At 49.5% G+C, this 23,015-nt stretch carries 25 protein-coding genes; 11 read left to right on the forward strand and 14 right to left on the reverse strand.

Annotated elements, in window-relative coordinates:
• Positions 1-36: 36 nt before the first annotated feature.
• Positions 37-645 (reverse strand): ribosome maturation factor RimP, encoded by a 609-nt coding sequence (gene rimP, locus KB213_RS07950; RefSeq protein ID WP_211682028.1) that lies wholly within the window; start codon positions 643-645, stop codon positions 37-39.
• Between the two features lie 271 nt (positions 646-916).
• On the opposite strand from rimP, the gene KB213_RS07955 reads away from it, so the two are divergent.
• From KB213_RS07955 to KB213_RS07965, 3 genes are all read left to right on the forward strand, one after another.
• Positions 917-1,495 (forward strand): hypothetical protein, encoded by a 579-nt coding sequence (locus KB213_RS07955; protein ID WP_211681956.1) that lies wholly within the window; start codon positions 917-919, stop codon positions 1,493-1,495.
• Between the two features lie 14 nt (positions 1,496-1,509).
• Entirely contained in the window at positions 1,510-2,790 is a 1,281-nt protein-coding gene (locus tag KB213_RS07960) for an AAA family ATPase (RefSeq protein WP_211681958.1), read from the forward strand.
• Between the two features lie 113 nt (positions 2,791-2,903).
• A complete protein-coding gene (locus KB213_RS07965) occupies positions 2,904-3,839 on the forward strand; it encodes a hypothetical protein (protein WP_211681960.1) in 936 nt (311 codons plus the stop codon).
• A gap of 135 nt (positions 3,840-3,974) precedes the next feature.
• Here the strand turns inward: KB213_RS07965 and KB213_RS07970 are convergent, their stop codons facing one another.
• From KB213_RS07970 to KB213_RS07990, 5 genes are all read right to left on the reverse strand, one after another.
• A complete protein-coding gene (locus KB213_RS07970; protein ID WP_211681962.1) occupies positions 3,975-4,175 on the reverse strand; it encodes a hypothetical protein in 201 nt (66 codons plus the stop codon).
• Between the two features lie 84 nt (positions 4,176-4,259).
• Complete coding sequence (locus tag KB213_RS07975) at positions 4,260-4,448, reverse strand: helix-turn-helix transcriptional regulator (RefSeq protein WP_211681964.1); 189 nt, start codon at positions 4,446-4,448, stop codon at positions 4,260-4,262.
• Complete coding sequence (locus KB213_RS07980) at positions 4,445-4,825, reverse strand: hypothetical protein (RefSeq protein WP_211681966.1); 381 nt, start codon at positions 4,823-4,825, stop codon at positions 4,445-4,447. Before KB213_RS07980 ends, KB213_RS07975 begins: the two co-directional genes overlap by 4 nt.
• 129 nt (positions 4,826-4,954) lie before the next feature.
• The gene (locus KB213_RS07985; protein ID WP_211681968.1) at positions 4,955-6,514 is read right to left on the reverse strand and encodes an ABC transporter substrate-binding protein/permease; all 1,560 of its coding nucleotides are present in this window, start codon (positions 6,512-6,514) and stop codon (positions 4,955-4,957) included.
• Positions 6,511-7,287 (reverse strand): amino acid ABC transporter ATP-binding protein, encoded by a 777-nt coding sequence (locus tag KB213_RS07990; protein WP_068169392.1) that lies wholly within the window; start codon positions 7,285-7,287, stop codon positions 6,511-6,513. The genes KB213_RS07985 and KB213_RS07990 overlap by 4 nt, the downstream gene beginning before the upstream one ends.
• Positions 7,288-7,503: 216 nt before the next feature.
• Between KB213_RS07990 and ccmA the strand changes: the two genes are divergently transcribed.
• From ccmA to KB213_RS08005, 3 genes are all read left to right on the forward strand, one after another.
• A complete protein-coding gene (ccmA, locus tag KB213_RS07995) occupies positions 7,504-8,142 on the forward strand; it encodes a heme ABC exporter ATP-binding protein CcmA (RefSeq protein WP_211681970.1) in 639 nt (212 codons plus the stop codon).
• Complete coding sequence (gene ccmB / locus KB213_RS08000; RefSeq protein ID WP_068169386.1) at positions 8,139-8,804, forward strand: heme exporter protein CcmB; 666 nt, start codon at positions 8,139-8,141, stop codon at positions 8,802-8,804. The genes ccmA and ccmB overlap by 4 nt, the downstream gene beginning before the upstream one ends.
• 122 nt (positions 8,805-8,926) lie before the next feature.
• Positions 8,927-9,451, forward strand: a complete 525-nt coding sequence (locus KB213_RS08005) for a hypothetical protein (RefSeq protein ID WP_211681972.1) — start codon at positions 8,927-8,929, stop codon at positions 9,449-9,451.
• Positions 9,452-9,602: 151 nt separating this feature from the next.
• On the opposite strand, the gene KB213_RS08010 is transcribed toward KB213_RS08005, so the two are convergent.
• Positions 9,603-10,133 (reverse strand): cytochrome b, encoded by a 531-nt coding sequence (locus tag KB213_RS08010; RefSeq protein ID WP_211681974.1) that lies wholly within the window; start codon positions 10,131-10,133, stop codon positions 9,603-9,605.
• Between the two features lie 171 nt (positions 10,134-10,304).
• On the opposite strand from KB213_RS08010, the gene KB213_RS08015 reads away from it, so the two are divergent.
• Positions 10,305-10,883 (forward strand): YqaA family protein, encoded by a 579-nt coding sequence (locus tag KB213_RS08015; protein WP_211681976.1) that lies wholly within the window; start codon positions 10,305-10,307, stop codon positions 10,881-10,883.
• Between the two features lie 8 nt (positions 10,884-10,891).
• Here the strand turns inward: KB213_RS08015 and KB213_RS08020 are convergent, their stop codons facing one another.
• Entirely contained in the window at positions 10,892-12,874 is a 1,983-nt protein-coding gene (locus KB213_RS08020; protein WP_249110361.1) for a transglycosylase SLT domain-containing protein, read from the reverse strand.
• Between the two features lie 170 nt (positions 12,875-13,044).
• Positions 13,045-13,839 (reverse strand): uracil-DNA glycosylase, encoded by a 795-nt coding sequence (locus KB213_RS08025; protein WP_211681977.1) that lies wholly within the window; start codon positions 13,837-13,839, stop codon positions 13,045-13,047.
• 67 nt (positions 13,840-13,906) lie between these two features.
• On the opposite strand from KB213_RS08025, the gene KB213_RS08030 reads away from it, so the two are divergent.
• From KB213_RS08030 to KB213_RS08045, 4 genes are read left to right on the forward strand one after another with little or no spacing between them, the layout of a single operon-like run.
• A complete protein-coding gene (locus KB213_RS08030; RefSeq protein WP_211681979.1) occupies positions 13,907-15,736 on the forward strand; it encodes a tetratricopeptide repeat protein in 1,830 nt (609 codons plus the stop codon).
• Positions 15,733-16,617: a 4-(cytidine 5'-diphospho)-2-C-methyl-D-erythritol kinase gene (locus tag KB213_RS08035; RefSeq protein ID WP_211681981.1), complete on the forward strand. Its 885-nt coding sequence runs from the start codon at positions 15,733-15,735 to the stop codon at positions 16,615-16,617. Before KB213_RS08030 ends, KB213_RS08035 begins: the two co-directional genes overlap by 4 nt.
• Positions 16,618-16,660: 43 nt before the next feature.
• The gene (rfaE1, locus tag KB213_RS08040) at positions 16,661-18,094 is read left to right on the forward strand and encodes a D-glycero-beta-D-manno-heptose-7-phosphate kinase (RefSeq protein WP_211681983.1); all 1,434 of its coding nucleotides are present in this window, start codon (positions 16,661-16,663) and stop codon (positions 18,092-18,094) included.
• A gap of 2 nt (positions 18,095-18,096) precedes the next feature.
• Positions 18,097-19,239: an AGE family epimerase/isomerase gene (locus KB213_RS08045; RefSeq protein WP_211681985.1), complete on the forward strand. Its 1,143-nt coding sequence runs from the start codon at positions 18,097-18,099 to the stop codon at positions 19,237-19,239.
• Positions 19,240-19,248: 9 nt separating this feature from the next.
• On the opposite strand, the gene KB213_RS08050 is transcribed toward KB213_RS08045, so the two are convergent.
• The 5 genes from KB213_RS08050 to KB213_RS08070 form a co-directional block, all read right to left on the reverse strand.
• Positions 19,249-19,644, reverse strand: coding sequence for a response regulator (locus KB213_RS08050; RefSeq protein ID WP_211681987.1), 396 nt, complete (start codon positions 19,642-19,644; stop codon positions 19,249-19,251).
• An 18-nt stretch (positions 19,645-19,662) separates the two neighbouring features.
• Positions 19,663-20,619, reverse strand: coding sequence for a chemotaxis protein CheB (locus KB213_RS08055; RefSeq protein WP_211681989.1), 957 nt, complete (start codon positions 20,617-20,619; stop codon positions 19,663-19,665).
• The gene (locus KB213_RS08060) at positions 20,616-21,389 is read right to left on the reverse strand and encodes a CheR family methyltransferase (RefSeq protein WP_211681991.1); all 774 of its coding nucleotides are present in this window, start codon (positions 21,387-21,389) and stop codon (positions 20,616-20,618) included. The genes KB213_RS08055 and KB213_RS08060 overlap by 4 nt, the downstream gene beginning before the upstream one ends.
• Entirely contained in the window at positions 21,386-21,799 is a 414-nt protein-coding gene (locus tag KB213_RS08065; protein ID WP_211681993.1) for a chemotaxis protein CheW, read from the reverse strand. The genes KB213_RS08060 and KB213_RS08065 overlap by 4 nt, the downstream gene beginning before the upstream one ends.
• A gap of 18 nt (positions 21,800-21,817) precedes the next feature.
• The coding region (locus tag KB213_RS08070) for a chemotaxis protein CheA (protein ID WP_211681995.1) at positions 21,818-23,015 on the reverse strand (1,198 nt) is incomplete at its 5' end.

Genomic DNA, 23,015 nt, shown 5'->3' on the forward strand with positions numbered 1-23,015 from the left:
ACTTAGGACCTCCAACCAGCATGAAACAGGTCATCTTCAGTTCTTCCCTAAAGCTTTTTTGCCAGAGCCTTTTTTGCCCGGCTTACCTGCATTTAGCTTCGGCACACGACGCTCTTCGCCATCTTCTGCCGGATCTTGCTTCACACCAGACAGCGCTGCACTTGCTTCAATCAAAGCATCAGTCAGCACCAAACGGGCTTTGCGAATATCAGCCAAAGGCAAAACCGCTTCAGCACCATCATCCAGACGGATGAGCCCTGCGCCATCGCGCGTACCCATCACAACCCCGGTGAAACGACGTCGACCATCAATCGGCACATCCACTTCGGCTTTCACCAAATGCCCCGAAAAGCGATCCCAGTCCTTCAGACGGGTCAAAGGACGATCGATACCCGCAGAGGATACTTCAAGCATCCATGCGCCGGGAATCGGATCATCCACGTCCAGAACAGCGCCGACGGCATGGCTAATCTGCTCACAGTCCTCGACTGAGATCAGAGTACCATCCGCACGGTCTGCCATAACTTGAACAGTCGGCGTTTCGCGCCCGAGCACCGAAAGGCGCACGAGTTCGAACCCAAGATCCGCCAAAGTCGGCGCGATCCGCCCCGCAATACGAGCCTCAAGCCCGCCTAAATGCGGCATCTCCGGGTAAGCCGGAGCATCATCAGAAAAAGTGTCGCGTTCTGCCAAAACAAAAAAGGCGGCCCGTAAAGGCCACCCCCCGAAAAAAGAGCGGAAGATGAAAGGAATACCAACTTCAATAAGACAGCCCGCCCCCAAACGCAAGCTTTAGATAAACAGCACCACACACCATCAAAAGAAACAGCCTGCCATTATAAGAAAGAATTGTTTACATTTCCCTACATGCCCAAAGCTTGCTTTCCATCCCAAGGATGAGTGAGATGAGACCATCATGACATCTCAGCCCTCCCCCCAGCCTAAACTTCAAAAGCCACGCTCTCAGCATACACAGCATGCTGCTCCCCTTGCGTTATGCGTAGCGTCAGTTTTCGCACTTGGGGGCGGGTTTTATGCCTATACACAGCACCACACCGAGACAGCCAACACACACGCTCTCGCGCATGCCACCCCCTTGAAAGCAGCTGCTCAGCTTTCCATGATTTCCTTAGAGCAAGCCCCTAAAGCACTCGAACGAACACCTTTTGACCCCACAACGCGCACCAAAATTATGGCCGCATTACAACGTGGAGATATGCGCCTTGCACAACTCCCCCTTCTTGATGATGCAGGAACCCCCGGCCAAATCATTGACGTAACAAGTGCAGGCATTACCCAGCGCATTGTATTGACTGGCTCTTTTCAACCTGTTTTGCTCCCCATCACCACCGCAGGGGCCGTCACTATCACCCCCATCACACCACCACATAATGCGCTTTTATCAATCATCGCTATGACAGCCCTGGGCCCACAAGCTCTTCCCTCTTTGACAGGGCTGAACCAAGCCATTGAACTGGGCGTTATCGTCCAATGACGAGGCTCCCTTAAATGTTCCGTTCTCTTATCCCCACCCTGAACCGCGCCATGCCTCTCATGATGGCCGTTTTCTTAGTCCTCGCCGTCGTGCAGGTCGCGGTCATGCTTCATCTTTCACTCGCAGGCCTAGAGCATGCCTTTGAATGGTTACGCCCTGCCCTCCCCTTTATAGCAGGACTAGGCACCTTCACGGCTCTTATCGGCCTCCTTTATGAAACATCTGCCGAATCATTGGCCCGCAAAGGCCTTCGCCGCAGGAAAGGCTTCCTCATGGACATCCTCAGCCGCCTCACCAATCGCGGAGCCCTCGAAGAAATGATGGCACGCGAACAGCGTGAAACCGTTATTGACGCTGAAGAACTCGCTGCCTCTCTCCGTGCACGCGTCATTGGCCAAGATCGTGTTTGTGAAGATATCGCCCAACAGTTACGGCGCCGCCTGGCCCTACAAGTCCGAGGAAAACCCGTCGGCGTCTTCTTGCTCGCAGGCCCACCCGGCACAGGCAAAACTTACTTAGCCAAACAAATCGCCAAACAAACAGAACGCCCCTTACAGCATTACGACATGACGCAAATGTCGAGTCCACATGCGGCCACGCTCCTCTTCGGCTCTCCGCGCGGCTATGTCGGCTCTGATACGTTTGGCGCTTTAACAGGCGGGCTTAAAAATGCACCCGATGCCGTTGTTCTTTTGGATGAAATCGAAAAAGCTCATCCGGATGTTTTCAAAAAATTCCTGACTGCATGGAATGATGGTCACATCACCGAAGCCTCAACCGGCGAGCAAATTTCAACCACCCGCGCAATTTTCATTCTTACATCCAACATCGCAACCGACGCGCTAACAGAAATTGCCGAGCGCTTCGAAAATGAACCCGACCGTATGCGCGCCGAATCCGTCGAAGCTCTAAAACGCGCTGGCTTCGCCCCTGAAGTCTTAAACCGTCTTGATCGGATTTTCGTCTTCCGCGCATTACACGGCCTTGATCTGGCACGAGTTGCTGCGCTGGAGATCGAAACCATGATCGAAAGCTACGGCCTACACGTTGAAACCGGCGGAATTGATCCAGCATTGCTATTTCAACTTCTACAAAAGCAGAAAAACTTGGGTACCGGTGCCAGCGCCCGTGACCTCGTGCGGTCTATTGAAGATATGATCAGCGAAAGCCTCATCATCGCCCGTCAGCAAGGCGCTAAAATGGTCCGCCTGACGAGCCATGAAGACGGTGTGACCGCTGAGATCAGCCGTGATGCTGACCTCCAACTCGCCCGCTCCTCAACCCCCGCCCCGTAAGATCATACCCCAACATCAACGCCCCTCGCCATCTAGGCTCTTCGCAGGTCATGGCCACACATATCGCACAATCATGACCCGCCCTGAGCCACTGCATTTAAGATGAGATTACCGTGAGCGCTTTTACCCGTCTTTGGAATCGTGCCCCCTTTTGGCGCACAGCTTTGCTCCTCGGCGGAGCCTGCACCGGGTTAACAGTGTTTTTCCCCACAACCTCCTTAAAGCACCATGCTCCATGGCTGCCGGGACATGCGCCATCAGCCGCAACCACCGACGCAAGCGCAAACGGCCCATCACAGCCTCCCAGTGACGCCGGGAAAATCGGCCTTCCAGACCCCAATATTATTCAGCGGGGCGCTATTCACATCGCAGGGCACACCATCCCCCTTCCAACTGGAGACTGGCACCCTATTCTCACCGGGCAAGACGGCCCTCGTGGTGAATTATCTGAACAATTCTTGGCACGCATGGATCGTGGCGTGATCACCGGCATCATTATTGCACGCGCAACACAAATCCCGATTCCCACATCAGCCGTCTTGGGCTTAGACACACCATGCCATGATGACCGAAACTATTATGCACATATCAGTGAAAAAGCTGCACCTTCCGGCCTTCCCGTAGAAGAATGCACCTTCACTTCGAACGCCGTATTGGATGTTTTAGCCGCCAATACGGCCCCTTTCGAGCAAGCCGCCTTTGATCGCTTACGAACCCTCGCTTACCCCGTTCCACCGATCATGATGAATATCGGCTGGTTCCACGTCGCACCAGTCGCCAACGCACAAAGCGTTCAGGCCGAAAGCATCATCACGCTCATCGCGCCTCTAGACCCGCAGACCAACCAAATCATTGCGCCATCACAAGCATGGCCAAAAGAAAATCTTTCTAAATTTCCACAAGCCAAGCAATTCGTCAGCGCAACCAATACATGGGCCAAGACATGGACAAACCTGCTCATGATGGGTTTTGCACGCAATCTAACCGCTAGCGATATCACCCCAACCGCCCTAGATGACCCCGCCAACCCAAACCGACGCGGCGGCTAAAAAGGGGCGTCGTGCCCCTAAATCATCACGGCACCTATATTCAAGCACAATGGGAAAGAGGGCCGCATCCTGCACCCCCTCATTCCCAAGGGGGACGGTCAACACGAGGCCGCACATCCACAAACGTCATCAATTTTAATGTGGCGTAACCTGCTTTTGTATCATCGCTCTATGCTGCAGCAACTGCAACACGCACAGACACTGCGCGCCGATCACAACGCCCATCAAAATGCCCTTAACAACATCCAAATCTGGTATCCGGCCACTACAAGGCAGCAACATCGCGGGACATATTGATCCCGCGCGCAGTTCATACACTTTAACACCATGCATCATTGCGTTTCTCCCAAGAGAGGCAATGATAAAACCGTATCTTCACGCCAGACCCGCAACAAAAAAAGCCATACGCGACGCCGGGAATCACGGAACAAAAATATCTTCAATCTTGAGACCAAATACAGATGCTACCGTAAAAGCTAACGGCAGGCTGGGATCATAGCGGCTGTTTTCAATGGCATTGACTGTCTGACGCGATACCGAAAGCGCCGCTGCTAAATCGCCTTGACTCCAACCACGAGCAGCCCGCAATTCCTTGACGCAATTTTTCATGCATACCGCCAACGCGCTATAATAAGGCCGATACACCATAAAACACCCATAATTGGCCAAACATAAAATGCCCGCAAAGGCGACACCCCAGCGCCTTCAGCAAAACCCCATCCAAATGTTATTAATGCCGTCCCTAAAAAGGATAGAGCAATCGCATCACACTGAATACGCCGTTGCATTTCATCCATCCGCCACAACCCACGTAAAATGACCCATGCACCAGCAACCGCCCCCAACATTGGAAGGAGACTAATCCCCAGCCGAAGAGCACCAACTGGTTGCACGACACGCACCAACACATCAGAGCCAAACAACAGGGCGATATAAAGAACCAATGCCCCCGCCAACTCCAATGAGTATCGCTTTGATTGAAACATGATCAGCCTCATGATGTAAAATACGCTTTACACCATGAGCGCGCCAGCACGATTCCTATCAAGCACACTTTACATATAAGTAGCGCTATAAGAATCGTTCAGACCCTTTGACGGAAAAAGATCGCATCTTTAATGAGGCCGCCCCGCGCCGCCCATACTCCGCCCCATTCTCCGCTCAGCCATACGCGCCAAACGGACAAAAGGCAGACCCAGCAGCAAATACGCAGCGCCAACCATCAGTCCGGTACCAAAATAGTCATAATACGTAGCCGAAAGCCTTACATACGCTTGGCTCAACTCACTCAACGTAATGACCGAGACCAAAGAACTATCTTTCAATAACGAGATAAAGTCATTCGTCATGACCGGCACAACCGTTCGAAAAGCCTGCGGGACCACAACCAAACGCAGCGCCTGTAGCTGCGTCATGTTCAAGGCCACCGCCGCTTCTGACTGCCCCTTAGGCACAGACAACAGACCCGCACGATAGTTCTCCGCTTCATATGCGGCATAGTTCAGCCCCAGAGACAGAACACCCGCCACGAACGGAGAGAGCCGGATACCAAAAATCGGCAAACCATAAAAAATAAATAACACCTGAATCAGCAATGGTGTGCCGCGAATGATCTCAACATACAGCCCGGCCGTCGTGCGTAGTACCCAACCACCATAATGCCGCGCCAACGCTAAGCTCACACCCAACGCCACAGCCAACACCATCGCCAAAGCTGAAACTGCCAGCGTCATCAATGCGGCACGCCCAATCAGCGGTAGGAAGCCAATATAACGCTTCGCAAGAGCACCCCAACCACGGCCGGTCGTCGCGTCCATTGCATCACGATAACGCTGCCATTCCGTCGGCGCGATATCCGGCTGCGTGTGATCGCCCGTGTAATCCGCCATAGCGGGCGTCCATAGATTCCACTTCGCCAAAATCCGATGCAAAGTGCCGTCTTGAGTAAGGTCAGCTAACGCGGCATCGACACGGCCACACAGTTTCTCTTCACCATGCCGGAACGCAATACCATAAGACGTATGGCCAATTGGCTCCCCAACAATCTGCATGTCCTGAGAGATACTGCCGTAATAAAGCGCAATCGGCTCATCAAGCAAAATAGCATCCAGCCGACCATTCTTCAGGTCAGCAAACGCATTTGTCTCTTCAACATACGAACGAATTTTGACATGACCATCACGCCGCAAAATCCGTTCTGCCGATGTCTCTTTGATGGTCCCAACCGTGCGCCCCTGCAAAGCATCCACCGTCAAAGGTGGATCCTTCATCTCTTTCCGAACAACGATACGGTTACTCGTAATATAATAAGGGTGAGAAAAGAGAACCGCCGCCTTATGCTCCGGCGTCATCTCAATTCCATCCACCACCATCGCATAGAGCCCACGCGATAGGCCGGGGATTAACCCATCCCAGTCATTTTGAACAAACCGGGACTTTAACCCCATATGCTCGCCCAGCGCAGCCACGAGGTCATATTCAAAGCCCGTAATGCGGGATTCTTCCGCGGGGTCATGGAAGGTGTAGGGTACGTTTGCCTCCCCATCAGAGGCCCACGGCAAATCCGTTGCGTTCAAAGCACCCGGCACATTGCTCGACGCGGCTTGCGCTGAAGCCGGCACCAAAACCGATACCCCGACCCAACACGCACATATTAAGGAGAGAAAACGTTTCATCCGAGCAGCGTCCGCAAGAAGCGCCGCGTCCGCCCGTCTCGCGGATCGGCAAACATCAGGTCCGGATCGCCACTTTCCACGATCTCCCCCCCCTCAAAATACAACACCCGGTCAGAAGCTGCCTGCGCAAACCGCATATCATGCGTGACCACCAATTGGGTCATTCCTTCCTCATCCAGCGCACGCATCACTGTCAGCACTTCTTCGGACAATTCTGGGTCCAGAGCGGAGGTCGGCTCATCATACAGCATAACAGATGGCTTCATGGCCAAAGCCCGCGCAATCGCCGCACGCTGCTTTTGTCCACCAGACAAACTATCCGGAAAACGCTCCATCACATGCTCTAAGCCAACTTTCGTCAGCAATTCACGCGCAACAGCCTCAGCCTCAGCCGCAGGTACACGTTTCACATGAATCGGGGCCATCATCACGTTATCCAACACCGTACGATGCGGAAATAAGTTAAACGACTGAAAAACCATACCGACATGCTGGCGCAATTTATGGGCTTGCGCCTCATGCGCTCTGGTCCAGTGACCGCCTGAGCATGACACCGCGACATCTTCAATATGAACAGACCCAACATCCGGATGCTCAAGAAAATTCAAGCAGCGCAAGAAGGTTGATTTCCCACAGCCCGATGGACCGATAATGGAAATCAGCTCTCCTCGCTCTACATTAAGCGAAATTCCCTTGAGAATTGGGCTGCCACCAAAGGATTTGGCGATGTCACTCGCCCGAAGTACGAGATCAGTCAGTTCCAGGCCCCTCATTCAAAATAGCACATGGCATGAGCGTCACACCATGACATACTCTAACACAGAAAACGAACCCCCTCTTAACGGACCTCCCCCATCGGGGCGAGTATTTTCCATCTTTCATGGCCTGAAAGCCCAACACGCGATACGTTTACGCAACACCCCCTTGCGCATCACGCCATTCACGGGTCTAAACTTTTTTGATAACGCTTCTTATTTGCAATGGATGACATGAGCAGCCCGGACACCCCCACGCCCATCCTTACAGTACAGGACCTCTCCGTCATCCGTGGGGATCGCCTCGTGCTGGATGCGGTCAACCTCACCCTTTACCCCGGCGAAGCAATGTTGCTCACCGGCCCAAATGGAGCAGGAAAATCTACCCTCCTACGCACCATTGCAGGACTACGTTCCCCCACACACGGCCAAATCACCCGCGCAGCCTCCCTCTCATGGCTCGGCCATCAAGATGCTCTTAAACCAGCCCTCAGCCTTAGCCATAATCTCGCCCTCGCCGCACAACTCGGCGCAGCACCGCTACATGATGTTTTGGCAGCATTGGACCTTACTCACCTCGCAGATGTCCCTGCACGCCTCCTCTCATCCGGACAAAAACGCCGCGCAGCCTTTGCGCGCGTTATGCTCTCCGGCGCAACCTTATGGCTCCTCGACGAACCAAGCGTCGGTCTGGATCAGGCCAGCATTGAACGCCTCGGGCACATTATGGCACAGCACCGCGCCCAAGGTGGCGCACTCATCGCAACAACACACGTGCCCCTCCCATTACCGAACACACGCACACATCAACTCCCCGTCATCTCACCCAGCACAACGCCGTTAGATGATTTTGATTTGGATATTCTGTCATGACGGCTTTTCTCGCACTTATTCGCCGTGACCTTCTCCTCGCCTTTCGCTTTGGCGCTGATACCCTCGCGACACTCCTTTTCTTTATTCTATGCGGCAGCCTCTTCCCGTTAGCCCTCGGCCCTTCACCGGACCTGCTGCGCCATATGGGACCAGGCATCGTCTGGGTCTGCGCGCTGCTCGCATCTTTACTACCACTTGACCGACTTTTCGGATCTGAGCTGGATGACGGATCGCTGGACTTCTTAATGCTCACGGGCCTTTCGGCCCCATGGGTTGCCCTCGCCAAAATGATCGCTCATTGGCTTACAACGGGCTTACCTCTCATTATTGCTAGCTTACCACTTGGGCTCATGCTCGGCGTGACCGAACAGGAAATGCCCATTCTGCTCATCAGCCTCACACTCGGCACATTGTGCCTTTCACTCCTCGGCGGAATGGCAGCATCCGTTGTGCTGGGCGCACGCCGCGGTGGCGTTCTGTTACCCCTCTTAGTGCTCCCCCTCGCAACACCAATCCTGATCTTTGGCGCATCCGCCTCTTACGCGCCCTTGCTCGGCACATCTGCAGAAAGTGGATTAGACCTCTTAGGCGCGTGCCTCATGGCAGCCCTTCCCCTCAGCCCACTGGCCGCAGGCCAAGGCCTCAAAGCCGCCACTGAATAAATGGTGACTAAACACTTACAACAACTTCACACTCTACAACGCTGCCCCAAGAACCTTGGACGAAACAGCAACACCATATTAGCATCAGCGCCATTATCCCATTCATCCCCACAGGTTGTGAAATGATGAAGACAAGAAGAGCAAAACTCTACAGATGTAAGAAATTCTACGCTGTGACCTGTTCTGAAACATGGAATGGAATATTTTTTTCACGTACGGGTTGGTCAGTCTACACGAATCGAAAGCATGCAACACCTCAATGGATCGGCGAAAATTTTCGCCGTTCTTTACACACCAGTGAAGATTTCAACCAAGCTTCTCCACTTTCATTCGAAACAGTTAAGAAAGTGAACTCCGAAACCAGCCAAGCCAATTTAAATTTTTGGGGAAAAGTCGCCGTAGACTTTCAAATCAAAGATTGGCGAACCGCTGTAACTAAAACAGCCTGCGTATTTTCATGCTGGGACTATGAAAATACGGATCTAATCGAGCTAACGGCCTCACGCGGCGGCGGGGGCGGCCACGGGGCGTGGGGTTTGGATGAAAACGCTGGAAAGGTTTTTCATGTCTCCATCCATGATACAGATGAGGCCATTGGCGAAACTATTTTAAAAGCCTTTAACGCCTGCAGGCCTCACTACGCCTAAACCTAAGCTCCCGTCGCCCCACACGCATATATCCTTCTTTCCGACGCCTAGCACTATTCCACCGGCAAAGCGTCGGAAACGTAGTCAAACAACTCCCTCACGTACACAGGGCAACCCCAAACCATTACCTCTCGAAACAACACTCGATTGATCAAAGCATCGTTTCTAGGATCCCGTCACGGCGTGAGAAACGATGCAGCAACGCTGCGGTCACATGCCCTGCAATGAACACCCCCAGCACCCATGACACCAGCTGATGCAAAGCGGTAAAGAGCGGAGCCAAGACCGCACTCTTCGCCACTAATGGTGGCAAATGAATCACCCACAACATCGGCACCGGATAGCCGTGAGCAGAAGACATCAACCACCCCGTCACCGGCGTCAGCAGCATCAAACCGTACAAAATCCAATGCGCGACATGAACCACAAAACGCTGTTCTTCCGTTAATGCCCCCGGCACTTCAGGCGGCCGGTGCGTAGCACGCCACGCCACACGCGCGACAAATAATACAATAACAAACGTCGCAATTTCTTTATGAAACGTCAGCAAACTCAAACGCGTATGGGACGGCCCCACCGGCAGAATACGGTCTGCATAAAAACCAATTCCCCACGCCGCAATGATGATAAAAGCCATCACCCAATGCAAAATCCGCGCCGGCAAAGTATAACGTACCGCCATTTCCCAAAAACTTTCTATAATAGAGACACTGCCCCAGCGGCAGCCTAAGAAAGATTCTTCTTTAAAACAGAAGCCATCTCTCGTCTGCTCCCAGCAAACAACTTTCCATTTATACTGCGGAACGATACGAAAGAAGATACCTTTAAGACGCCCCGCATCCTGAGAGTTCTTGTGCTGACATCCCTTTACAACCGCCTCATGGCCCTCGCGGCATCACCACGCGCCCCCTTTTGGCTCATCATCGTTGCCGCAGCAGAAGCCTCTATCTTCCCAATTCCAGTGGATGTCATGCTCATTCCCATGCTGCTTGCACATCGCGAGCATGCACTACGCCTCGCCGGCTTGTGCACCGCTGCAAGCGTTGCCGGGGGCATCATCGGTTGGGGGTTAGGCGCCTTCCTCATGGAACATATCGGCGCACCAATCGCTCATTTTTACCACGCCGAGAGCAAGATCGCCTCGCTAGAAAGCTTGTTCCAACATTACGGGATTTGGATCATTCTAGCCAAAGGCCTTACGCCACTGCCCTATAAATTCGTCACAATTGCTGCAGGGGCTGCGCATTTTTCGCTTATCCCCTTCATCGCCGCCAGTATCATCACCCGCGGAGCACGCTTTTACCTTGAGGCCATCTTACTCAAACTCTACGGAGAACCCATCCGGCACTTCATTGAAAAGCGCCTGACCATTCTCTTACTCGCCGCTCTCATTCTCATCCTAGGCGGCGCTGCACTCATCACCCTGCTCTAAACAGAGGATCAATTCACAGCATGCTTCCGCGCCAAGGCCTCTTCCGCAGAAAATGACGGCCATTCAGACGCACTGAGCGCAGCCAAAGACGGCGCACCCACATGAAGGCGGTGCGCATATAGCCACGTATAGGTTAGCGCACGATGCACATAATCACGCGTCTCCGTATTGGGGAGCGTCTCCATAAAATATAACGGATCATGCATATCTGCCTGCTGCGCCGCTTCCCAACGCGCAATCGCGCCCGGCCCTGCATTATATGATGCCAATACCCGCACCAAATCACCACCGGCTGGATGCGTCGCATCATCAACATGGCTCGACTGCCCAGCCAGATACACAACATACATCTGGCCAATCTCTAAATTGGCTGCTGGGTCACGCAAACGTGCCACCATCCCCGGCGCCACCGTATTAATGGCTACACCTTTGGAATCATAAACCTGATGAGGATGCGTCACGAACGTTGCCGTCAGAGGGCGAATTTGCATCAACCCTTCAGCCCCCACACCAGAAACTGCGCTCGCATCAAAATTTGATTCAACACGCGTCAGCGCATAGACTAGGGCGGGATCAACGCGGAACCCATGCGCAGGCCGCAGGCTCGGTAACGGCAAAGAAGCCCCCGGCACACCGCTAGGCTGATGCTCTCCATCAACAATCAAAGACGCAAGCTGCTCTGACAAATCCTGAAGGCCCGCCGCCTGCGCCACCAATTGCAAAGACCGCGCACGCGCAGAATCACCCGCTATATCTGGCCATATCTGGCGAATAACAGCCTCTGCGCGGCCTGCCTCACCAATTTGCAGCAAGGCAAACAAACGCCGTCCATCCGGCAGAGCGTTCACCGCTTCAACATCAATTTCACTCAAAACGGGTACTGGGTCATGCAAAGTTAGCTCATGCGCCAAACCCGGCACTCGTGCATGGCCATGCCGACCCTGCTCCAAGCTTTGAGCCGCCAAAAGACCATAAAACGTCTCTTTATGCACCGCAGCCCGATGCAGCCAACTGGCATAACGCGTCATACCGTGTACCGGCACAGAGGAACGCCCAGCCCAATACGCAGCAGAGGCCTGAGCCTCCGCCGTTGTCAGCGGCGCATTGGCAGCATCTTCAAACAAAGAATAGGCCGCAGCATATTGCCCCGAACGCCAAGCCGCCAAACCTGCGACGTAAGCAGGTAGAGCGACCTTATGTTGCCCACGCCCATACCCGGCACTCCCAATACGCAAAGCCGCGCTCGTAACCCCTTGCGATAATAAGCCGAGCGCAATTTCACCATAAAGCTGCCCAGCATAGGCATCCGTCATACCCGGCGTTGCATCAACCAAGCGACGCGCACTCTCCGCTCCACGCTCACCCCGCGCAACCCGCTCTTGCACCGTGCGGTCCAACAAAGAGTTACGTGTGAAAGCATGCGCAAGCGGATCTGCTGGCACAGCCGAGCCCGTATGAGCAGAATCGCTCCCTGCATCCGCAGAGAGCGCACGACGAAACGATTGCACCGGCACACTACCCGGAGGAACCATTTTCAACAATTGCGCCTGAATATTTCCGGCATCTGGCAAAGACGCATAATGCTTCAGCCAGTCCTTCAACTCTTCCGACGCAGGCTGCGCTCCAGGCGAAAGGTACCGATCCGCTAAAACATCCCCCAACAAGGTCGTATCGGACAAATGCCGCTGAGTGATCTGCGCGAGGCGCACATCCCCTCGTCGTTGGGCTTGAAAGATCTGGCGATAATGAGCTGCCTCACCCGCAGATAACGGATGCGGTAAAGACACAGCAGCATCATCTGGCATCCGCCCCTGTGCAAACGCCGTTTCATCATCATGCGCATCTTCTGTCTGGACGGTGCCAGCTTGTGCGGGTTGAGAACGCAGCGTTTGTGCACGCACAGACGCCAAAGAACCACCAGCCACGAGAAGCGCACTGACCACAACAGCGCGTGTTGCATTATTACAATTTAGGGGAATCATCCATCGCATAGCGACGAGTGGCTACACGTTTTCACGCACCAAAGCAAGTTTGAGCAAACTTTATGGCCCGCGACGGTACGATCATAGCGAGGCTTTACGATTCGTTCCAGTGGTCAACAGCTTAATTTTGATGGTTTTTTTCTCTTTTGTGCATTTTTTTTGCCACACCTTCCTTCGGGTTACAAAACACCTGCCTTTTCCAAGTGTTCACGCAAAGATAAGAGATCTTCCCACGTCTTACGACGCATCGGAGCACCAACCCTCAACTGCACAGGATGGTGCATCGGAAAAACAGGAATCGGCTCTTCCAAACCCGGAATCGTCACACTCGTCCAACGCCCCCGCATACGCCCCAACATCACAGCGCCACACAACATTCTAAGAGGCGTCACACCCAACGTAACGATTCGTTGAGGACGCCCTTCCCGGATCGCTTCCTGCAACAATGGCAAACATGCCTTCATTTCAGAAGCACTCACCGGCCGCCCGCCCGGCGGCCGCCACGGTACAGATGGCACCTGTGATAAAGCAGACCGCGCCACACCAATCGAGGCCAACATACGATCCAGCAACAGGCCACTCTCTCCCGCAAAAAGAGAGCCCGTGCGATCTTCCTCCGCGTCAGGCACCTCACCAATCAACATCACAGGTGCATTTTCGGCATAAATAGGCTTCAAATGATGCGTCGCCATTCGTGCCAGAAAGGCTGTTTCCGAGAGTTTTTCGACCTCACCCTGCCGCGCCACGCCGCGCGCCGACACCGAACGTTCTACCGCCCGAGGAGCCTCCCCTCCTCCCCGCACAGAAGCACGCCCCTCGTACGTCACGTCAGAGCGCGCCGCCTGCACCGCAGATTCGACCTCTGCAAAACGATCTTGTGGCGCCTCTAATAAAGCCTCATCCGCACCCCAATCACGCAGAAGCGTTAAAGCCGCAAGGTACTCCGCTTGTCTTTGAATCACATCAGGGGTCATGCACTCTCCCGCTTCATGTCTGCTTTCAGTTGGCGACAGACCATACGCGGTCTAAAAGAAATCTATTATGCAGATCAACGGCCTCCGGCACAGGTCGCTTCGGCGCCTTTTTTCGTCCTCCCCACTGCTCAACCGCGTAACATGCGGCTTGGCCGGGATCTCCCTTGCGCTCTCAACTGCGCCGCATATAGCCCACGCGCAAAGCATTCCGCCAATCCAAAAAGCTTTTACAAACATCACCACGCAAACATCTACAACAGGATGGCGTTTGGCTGCAGATGTTATGATGCAGCGTAATGCCGTTACTGAAGCCTCTGGCGCCCTGCTCCACCTACTACCGCTGGCCCCCAATGACCCTACATTATCAAAACAAGCCCTAAGCTATGCCGCCATGGATGGCCGCACGGCAGATGCCCTCAACCTCGCGCGCACCATGCCAGATAATGATATTGCAGCTTTTTTACTGGCGGAAGACACACTCGCACACCATCAAACGAACGAAACACGCCGCATCCTAAACCGAACCAGCCATCCTGGGCCTCTCATTGCACTTGTAGCGCCCGTCCTCACGGCATGGAGCCTCGTGGATGACAGTGAACCACTTCGCAACCCCAACTCATCCTCCATTCGACAAGCCATTACACTTCTAAATGACGCCGCCTCTTTTGGACCAACACGCAGCCTATTAGTACTGCACGCAGCCCTGATCGCCGAACGCGTGGCCACTCCGGAAACAATCGCCACCTTATATAATCGTGTTACCCAAAGCGCACCGAACTCACCTGCCCTCCAAATTCTTAATGCCCAACTGGAAAGCGGCTGGCTCGCTCAGACAAACCACCGTCAAAATGCACTCAAACGTTTAGCTGATCTCGGCACACAATCCGCACTAACCGCTCTCACCGTAGACCGCCTTCAAGAACAGCTCCGGCCACGCGCGCCGTTATCTGCTGCACAAGCCACCGCTATTCTGAACGTCCAGATGGCTGTTATGCTGACCGGCACGTCGCATGACCCAGCCTCCCGCGATGTCGCCATCATTGCGCTGCAACAGGCCCTCCACCTCGACGCCAATCTTACCGTTGCTCGCATTTTTCTCGCCGATTTATTCCGCGACGAAGACCAAGCCGAGCATGGCCTCGTCATCCTCAATGTTATTCCCGATACAGACCCGCTTGCGCTCCTTGCAGCACAAGAGCGCGTCACGTTAGCCAGCCAGACCCACGATCCCAATGCCACACGCTATGCCCTACAGCACGCATTAACCCTCCGCCCGGATGACCAATTTTTTCTGACACAACTTGCCGATATCGAAGAAAACGTGGGGCTGCATCAAGACGCCATAAAGCACTACTCTCATGCCCTCATCGTCTCATCCCCGCGACGAGACGACGTATGGCCACTTCTTCTTGCCCGCTCTATGGCTTACGAAAATGCCGGGGACTGGCCCCATGCACATGAAGACATGTCACATGCTTTAGAACTGGCCCCCAATGAACCAGACGTACTAAACTGCATCGGTTACGCATCCATCGAACATGACGACAACCCCGCCCTAGCACTCCAATCTTTACAAAAAGCGCTCAAACTTCAGCCTGACAACACAGCGTTTCAGGACAGCTACGCATGGGCCCTCATCAAACTCAAAAAAGACCTCAGAACAGCCACCCCCCTACTGAACGCTGCAGCAGAACATGCTCCCAATGACCCCGAGATTGCCTATCATCTGGGTGTTGCTTACTGGTATCAAGGTCGTCATACAGAAGCACAAGATCAATGGAATCAGGCACTTGATGACAAACCATCAGAACATGACCGCACACTCATAGACGATGCATTGCGCCATAATGGCCCTCATCTTCCTATTTTCGAACACTCATCCGGGCTCCTTCCATGACCAAACCACTGACACTGCACGACACCGCACACGCAAAAATCAATCTTTTCCTGCACGTCACTGGTCGCCGCCCGGACGGATACCACCTCCTCGATAGTCTCGCCGTTTTTGCTGGTGCAGGTGACCGAATAAGCGCCGAGAAGCACGACAGCGAATGCCTTCTCTCCATCACCGGCCCTTTTTCAGTCGGCTTAAGCGCCTCAGACGATAACCTCGTCCTAAAAGCGGCCCATGCCCTCCGGCAAAAAGCAGGCATTACACAAGGCGTTCACTTAACCTTAGAAAAAAACCTTCCCGTTGCCTCAGGTATCGGCGGCGGCTCAGCCGATGCCGCCAGCGCCCTGCGCCTTCTTTCCACTTTATGGGAAGTTGATCCCGCATTATTGCCCAACATCGCCCCAACATTAGGCGCCGATGTTCCCGTATGCTTGGGACAAACGCCAACACGTATGCTCGGCATTGGCGAAATTTTAGAAGCAGGCCCGACACTCCCAGAAGGCGGCATTTTACTCGCCAACCCTGGCATCGGCGTATCTACACCCGACATTTTCCGACGCTTTTCTCAAACAGGCGGTCCACAACCCCGGACAGCACCTATTCTTCCCATGCATTGGGAAAACATGCAGCACCTCGCCTCAACCTTGACGGATACAACCAACGACCTCCAGCCCCCTGCCGTTAGCCTTGCGCCCATTATTAATGAAACGCTCGCGGCCATCGCCACGCTACCCAACTGCCTCTTATCCCGCATGAGTGGATCCGGAGCCACCTGCTTCGGCCTCTTCCCAACCGCCGAAAACGCCCATGCCGCGGCTCAAATTTTACGAGAACACCACAATTGGTGGATTTGGGGTGGTGCCTTCGCCTCCACTGAGAAATAATGTCTCGCATTGATGTGATGAGCATTCGAGGAAAAGCCCACTCATGATCGACAACCTCTCTTTCGGCCGGGTCGCCATTATTGGTGATCTACTCCTCGATTGTTACATCAATGGTTCCGTTGAACGGATTTCACCTGAAGCTCCCGTTCCTGTGTTGGTTCATGCCAACCACACCACCGTCCCCGGTGGCGCAGCCAACGTAGCCATGAATGCCGCAACATTAGGTTGTTCTGTCGAGCTTGTCGGCCTTATTGGCTGTGACCAATCAGCGGAAACGCTTCGAAAAAACTTACAAATTCTCTCGAACATCTCTCTCTCAGGCCTCGTCGCTGACCCTGCTTGGCCCACCATCACCAAAACACGCGTCTTAAGCGGGCGGCAGCAACTCGTACGCATCGACGAAGAAAAAATCGACCATGTCTCCCCAGACATGCAAGAAGCACTCATCGCGGCTTCCCGCACGGCGATTGCCCATGCTGATGTCGTCATCTGCTCAGATTATGCAAAAGGCGTATTATCAGACCCCGTTCTGCACGCTATTTTTGCAGAAGCCCAAGCACGAAACATCCCAGTTATCGTTGACCCCAAAAGACTGGACTTCCGTACCTATCGCGGAGCCACCCTCATCACACCTAACCGCGGTGAATTAAAAGCCTCCACTGGCCTCCCCGTCAAAACAAATGCAGAAGTCGAGTATGCAGCGCGCCGCGCAATGGAACAATTCGGCGGGGACATGCTTGTCACACGCTCCGAAGACGGCATGACGCTCTGCCGCCAAAATGGCAGCGTCACTCACGCAACAGCACATAAATCAGAAGTGTATGATGTTTCCGGCGCAGGAGATACCGTCGTAGCCACAATCGCTAGCGTTTTATCCGCAGGGCAAGACCTAGAAACAGCCATAGTCATTGCAGCTAACGCGGCTTCCATTGCGGTTAGCAAACTCGGTACAGCCACAGTCACGCGTGAAGAGCTTAATCAAAGCCTCCTTGCCGATATGCAGGAGAATGGCGCCACTTTACCCTTGTCACAGGCACAACACATCATTGAAAATTGGCGCCACCATGGAGCACGTATTGTTTTTACCAATGGTTGCTTTGACCTCATACACCCAGGCCATATTGCCCTCATACGTGAAGCATCACGCCAAGGTGACAAACTCGTCGTCGCACTCAACAGCGATGCCTCCGTCATGCGCCTCAAAGGGCCAACCCGCCCATTACAGGACGAACAAGCACGCGCAACTGTCATGGGCGCTTTACGCTATGTCGATCTCGTCGTGATTTTCGACGAAGATACTCCACTTCAAGCGATACAAACCCTAAAACCCGACGTTCTTGTCAAAGGTTCAGACTACCGTGAAGATGACGTTGTGGGGGGGGATTTTGTTAAATCATATGGTGGCACTGTGTTCCTAGCAAACCTTGTTTCCGGCCGCTCAACCACATCTATTGTTCATAAGATGACTAAACGCTGATCATGATTTCTTACGAAAATTTGCACCATGAGTGGTCTCACTGGCTCACTCAAAAAGCTTTACCTCTTTGGAGCCAACAAGGTTTCAACACAGAGACCTCACTCTTCCATGAACGCTTAACATGGGGCGGGCAACCCATCCCCCTCCCACAATTACGCCTCATGGTTCAAGCACGGCAAATCGCCACTTACTGCCGCGCTGAAATCGACGGACATTTTTATGCCGGCGACAAAGCCCTCGCTTGCCTTGAAATGATCGAAAAGCTCTATTGGCGACGTGACGGCAAACCCGGATGGATTTTTTCTATTAACCCCTCGCATGAACCGGTCGACACTACCCGTGATCTCTACGCACATGCCTTTATTTTGTATGCCTATGCATGGGCTTACCGCCTCACTCAAAACGCTCACTACAGAAACACAGCTAAAGAAATATTCAACGAAACACTTAAAATCTTTTCAGCATCAACCGGCGGCTTTTGGGACACATTCCCCATCAAAGATACAATTCGCCGCCAAAACCCTCACATGCACTTTTTAGAAGCCTGCCTTGCGCTCTTTGAAACAACACAAGATGATGACTACCTCCAACATGCACATCGTCTTATTACCCTAGCACAAAAATGCTTTATTAATCCGCATTCTCACTTATTACTTGAGTTCTTCACCTCTGATCTCGCTCCATTAAACCCATTTGGCAGCAATCGAGTAGAACCAGGCCACATGCTAGAATGGTCATGGCTATTACATGAGTATATACGCTTGGCTCCCAATACGACACAGCACCAAACCATCACCTCACAGGCTCATTCTTTACAAGCAGCAGCCGAACAATATGGCATCACCCAAAACCATGTTCTTGATGCCATCAATGATGTAGGCTCTGTTCAAGAGAACTCGCTGCGTATATGGCCTCAAACTGAATTTTTACGCCTCCTGCACCACCCCAGCGCTAAAAAAAGACCATCAGCAGCACTCCACTGCAGTCAAATACTCACTCAATATTTTCTGCAAGAAACCTTGTCTGGCGGCTGGATCGATCGCCTTCACTCTAATTATAACGCCATATCCAATCACATGCCCGCAAGTTCCCTCTATCACATCTACGGTGCAGCTCGTGAAATTCTTATTATTCACAAACAATAAGAAGGATTTTTATCCACCACAAACCGGTCCAAAAACAGCTTCAATACGAGACTTTAAAGTACTGGTTGTAAATGGTTTAGCCAAAAAGTTGTTTACTCCTTCGGAAATAGCTTTTTGCACTAAGTTTTTATTGGCATGACCAGTCAGCATGATAAAACCAATTTTTTGCGTGCTTGGAGAGGACCTAATAGCACGCAATAACGCCAGTCCATCCATATCAGGCATATTAAAGTCAGATATAATCAAATGCACTGTATTGCACCGAATATGCTCCAGTGCTTCCAGCCCATTTTTAACTCCGGAAACATTCACAAACCCCAACTGTATTAAACTATTTCTCAAAAGAGATCTAATTGATGTCTGATCATCAACAAGTATTATAGACATTGATGCTGCCGTTATCATAATTTGTTTCTTTCAAAATTAAAAATTGCGCGAAATCTCTTCACCTATACACTCTATAGGCAGTTGTTTGCACACAGCTCCACACTCAAAAGCTTGCTTAGGCATCCCATATACCACAGATGTTTTTTCATCCTGCGCGATGGTAAAAGCTCCTTCTTTTCTCATTGCCAGGAGACCTTGAGCCCCATCGTCCCCCATGCCGGTTAAAATTACTCCAATAGAATTATTCTTATAAATAGTTGATATAGAGTTAAATAAAACATTTATAGAAGGCCTATGCCCACTTACTTTTTCTCCTTCCGATAAATGGCAAACAGCCTCTCCATTTTTTAGAACAATTTCTAAATGTTGCCCTTCTCCAGGCGCCACAAACACTGTACCGCTTTCCAAAATATCACCGTCTTTTGCTAAAACAACTTTCAATTCAATAATCTCATTAAGTCTTTTTACCATACCCTCAGCAAAGTTACATAGAATATGCTGAACAACAACAACTGGCGGCGAATGCAAAGGAAGCTTTTTTAGGACATCTTCCAGCGCCGATATTCCACCTGTAGAAGATCCAATTCCTATTACTTTATATTTTGATTGATATTTATGATAAGAGAATACCACCTCATTTGCCAAATATGAAAATGCTTCCTTTCCTCGTTTTTTCGAAAAAAAGGACACCGCTCCCATTCTATACGCAGCATCTGCAATTTTATGATTTTTCTCAAAACTAGAAACAATAACTACCGGCATGGGGCGAAAATTCATAATTTTATTCAAAAACTGTAGCCCATTCATTCCAGGCATTTCTATATCTAAAGTAATGATATCTGGATCTAATTTTATAATCATATCTCGCGCTTCATAAGGTGTTCCCACCACACCAACCACATGTAAACGATCATCCCTCTTTAAATTTAATGCTATTAATGCACGAGTTGTTATAGAATCATCCACAACCAAAACTTTAATTTTATTCTTCATGATACTTTCCTATAAGCATTAATACCAAATACTTTTAGTCCATACTGAGAAGGGTTATGTATTCTTTCAGAATGTCCTATATATAATTCCCCTCCCACTTCTAAGGACTGAGATAACCGGCTCCACAGCTGATCTTTACTAAAAAAATCAAAATATATAGCTACATTTCTACAGAAAATTACGTCAATTTTACAATCAAGATTCCACCCAAATTTTAAATTTATTTTCTTGAATTTAATATTTTTTGTTATTTCATTCGAAAAATATGCATAATTATTTTCAATTTTTATATAATTTTTATATATATTATATATTTTTTTTATTTTTTCATATTCATATCTATTTTCATTCGCAAATTGAATTACATCCTCATTAATATCACTACCTAAAATACTATAGCTAATGTTTTTAACCATACATAATTCGTTAATAGACATTCCAATTGAATACACCTCTTCACCCGTGGAACAGCCAGCAGACCATATTTTAATTTTTTTATTGCTCTGCCTTTCTATAAACTCTTTTAAATAAGAAAAATGATGTTCTTCTCTATAAAACATAGTAAAATTAGTCGTAATATCATTGATAATAAGGTCATAATTTTCAGAAAAAATTATATAATCAATATATTTTTCAAAGCTAAAAAAATTTGATTTAATAAAAGATTTCTTTATTCTAGATACAAGTAGATAGTTTTTCTCCTCCGGAAAAAATAGTCCATATTTTTTATTTATATTTTTTTTAATTTTATCAATTAATATATTATTCACTTATCAATTACCTTTTCCATTATCATCGATAAGTTTATAGAAAAAATAGACCTATTATCACTTTCTATTATTCCATTAATAAGATTAGTATTATCTGCAAAAATTTCTGGGGTTTGATTTATTTTTGAGTATTCAATAATATCACTCACAGATGACACAGAAAAAGATATCATCTTTTCCATAAAATAAACAACTATAAGAGCTTTTTTATTTAAGTTATTATTTCCAGTTATTATATTATATAAATCCACAACAGGAATGATTGCTCCTCTTATATTTATTATACCTTCAATGTGTTTTTCTGTCGAGGGAAGTAAAGTTGGTTTAATCCACCCTTTAATTTCTTTAATATACGAGATATCAAAAGAAAAATTGTACTCTCCACACTTGAAAACCAAAACTTTATTCATTTTTTTCTCCTATTTCTTTCAAAATTTTCCATTTTGAAAGAAATAATTTACATCAAAAATCAAGGAAACGTTTCCATCTCCAAGTATAGTTGATGAAGAAAATCCATTAATATTTTTATAATTTTTTTCTATAGATTTTATAACAAATCTATTTTTATCAATTATTTCATCAACCGGAATTATATATCTATCTCCATATTCAGATGAGACACAAACACCAATTCGAGACGGCACTATCGCCTCATTAAAGAGCGAGTTAATATAATTAATAGGAATATAATTTCCTCTATAATTATACATAGACAAATTATTTTTACCAATTATGATTTTTTCAAAATCTATCTCAAATGTGTCTAATATATCAGAAACAGGAATAATAAATTTATTATCCAAATATTTACATAAAATTCCTTCCACAACGGATAAAGTCAAAGGTAACGACATACGAAATTTCGTTCCTTTATTTTCTTCCGTATAAATGCTGATTTTCCCTCCAATTTTATCAATTTCACGCTTTACAACATCCATACCAACCCCTCTTCCGGAGAGATTGGACACAGCGTCTGCCGTTGAAAAACCTGAAGCAAAAATTAAATTATATATCTCAATATCTGATAATGAATGATCATAAGGAATAATATTATTGTTAATAGCTTTTTTAATAATTTTACTCTTTGAAAGCCCACAACCATCATCTTCAACTTCGATAATTACTCTACCTGAAAAATGAAATGCTCTAATGTGTAAAGATCCTATAGGATCTTTATCCTTTAACTTCCTTGATACAGAATCTTCAATACCATGATCAATGGCATTTCTAACCATATGCGTTAGCGGATCTATAATGTTTTCCAATATAGACCTATCAATGTTAATATCATTACCATCAAATATTAAATTAACATCTTTATTGGAAACTCTAGAAGCTTCTCTTACTACTTTTTTCATTCTTTGAAAGGCTATATCTATAGGATGAGATCTCATAGACATAATATTATCTTGTAATTCTTGCGTTATATTTTCAAGTTTTTTCAAACAATCAATATCATTGTGTATTAATATAGAACTTTTAATTTCTTCTTGCAGAATTAATATTTCCCCCATTAAATCAACCAAATTGTCCACTCTATTTAAATCCACCCGCACACTTCCTCCATTTTTTGTAGGTGTAGGTGTAGGTGTAGGTGTAGGTGTAGGTGTAGGTGTAGGTGTAGGT

The sequence above is a fragment of the Neokomagataea anthophila genome (assembly GCF_018122595.1).
Taxonomy (GTDB): domain Bacteria; phylum Pseudomonadota; class Alphaproteobacteria; order Acetobacterales; family Acetobacteraceae; genus Gluconobacter; species Gluconobacter anthophilus.

Coding starts and splice junctions, on each gene's coding strand:
- KB213_RS08050 (WP_211681987.1), bottom strand. CDS start 19,644: ATGATAACGGCAGCATCAATGTCTATAATACTTGTTGATGATCAGACA.
- KB213_RS07975 (WP_211681964.1), bottom strand. CDS start 4,448: ATGAAAAATTGCGTCAAGGAATTGCGGGCTGCTCGTGGTTGGAGTCAA.
- KB213_RS08055 (WP_211681989.1), bottom strand. CDS start 20,619: ATGAAGAATAAAATTAAAGTTTTGGTTGTGGATGATTCTATAACAACT.
- KB213_RS07980 (WP_211681966.1), bottom strand. CDS start 4,825: ATGTTTCAATCAAAGCGATACTCATTGGAGTTGGCGGGGGCATTGGTT.
- KB213_RS08025 (WP_211681977.1), bottom strand. CDS start 13,839: ATGACCCCTGATGTGATTCAAAGACAAGCGGAGTACCTTGCGGCTTTA.
- ccmB (WP_068169386.1), top strand. CDS start 8,139: ATGACGGCTTTTCTCGCACTTATTCGCCGTGACCTTCTCCTCGCCTTT.
- KB213_RS07990 (WP_068169392.1), bottom strand. CDS start 7,287: ATGAGGGGCCTGGAACTGACTGATCTCGTACTTCGGGCGAGTGACATC.
- KB213_RS08010 (WP_211681974.1), bottom strand. CDS start 10,133: ATGGCGGTACGTTATACTTTGCCGGCGCGGATTTTGCATTGGGTGATG.
- KB213_RS08020 (WP_249110361.1), bottom strand. CDS start 12,874: ATGCGATGGATGATTCCCCTAAATTGTAATAATGCAACACGCGCTGTT.
- ccmA (WP_211681970.1), top strand. CDS start 7,504: ATGAGCAGCCCGGACACCCCCACGCCCATCCTTACAGTACAGGACCTC.
- KB213_RS08045 (WP_211681985.1), top strand. CDS start 18,097: ATGATTTCTTACGAAAATTTGCACCATGAGTGGTCTCACTGGCTCACT.
- KB213_RS07955 (WP_211681956.1), top strand. CDS start 917: ATGACATCTCAGCCCTCCCCCCAGCCTAAACTTCAAAAGCCACGCTCT.
- KB213_RS08035 (WP_211681981.1), top strand. CDS start 15,733: ATGACCAAACCACTGACACTGCACGACACCGCACACGCAAAAATCAAT.
- rimP (WP_211682028.1), bottom strand. CDS start 645: ATGCCGCATTTAGGCGGGCTTGAGGCTCGTATTGCGGGGCGGATCGCG.
- KB213_RS07985 (WP_211681968.1), bottom strand. CDS start 6,514: ATGAAACGTTTTCTCTCCTTAATATGTGCGTGTTGGGTCGGGGTATCG.
- rfaE1 (WP_211681983.1), top strand. CDS start 16,661: ATGATCGACAACCTCTCTTTCGGCCGGGTCGCCATTATTGGTGATCTA.
- KB213_RS08005 (WP_211681972.1), top strand. CDS start 8,927: ATGATGAAGACAAGAAGAGCAAAACTCTACAGATGTAAGAAATTCTAC.
- KB213_RS07960 (WP_211681958.1), top strand. CDS start 1,510: ATGTTCCGTTCTCTTATCCCCACCCTGAACCGCGCCATGCCTCTCATG.
- KB213_RS07970 (WP_211681962.1), bottom strand. CDS start 4,175: ATGATGCATGGTGTTAAAGTGTATGAACTGCGCGCGGGATCAATATGT.
- KB213_RS08030 (WP_211681979.1), top strand. CDS start 13,907: ATGCAGATCAACGGCCTCCGGCACAGGTCGCTTCGGCGCCTTTTTTCG.
- KB213_RS08065 (WP_211681993.1), bottom strand. CDS start 21,799: ATGAATAAAGTTTTGGTTTTCAAGTGTGGAGAGTACAATTTTTCTTTT.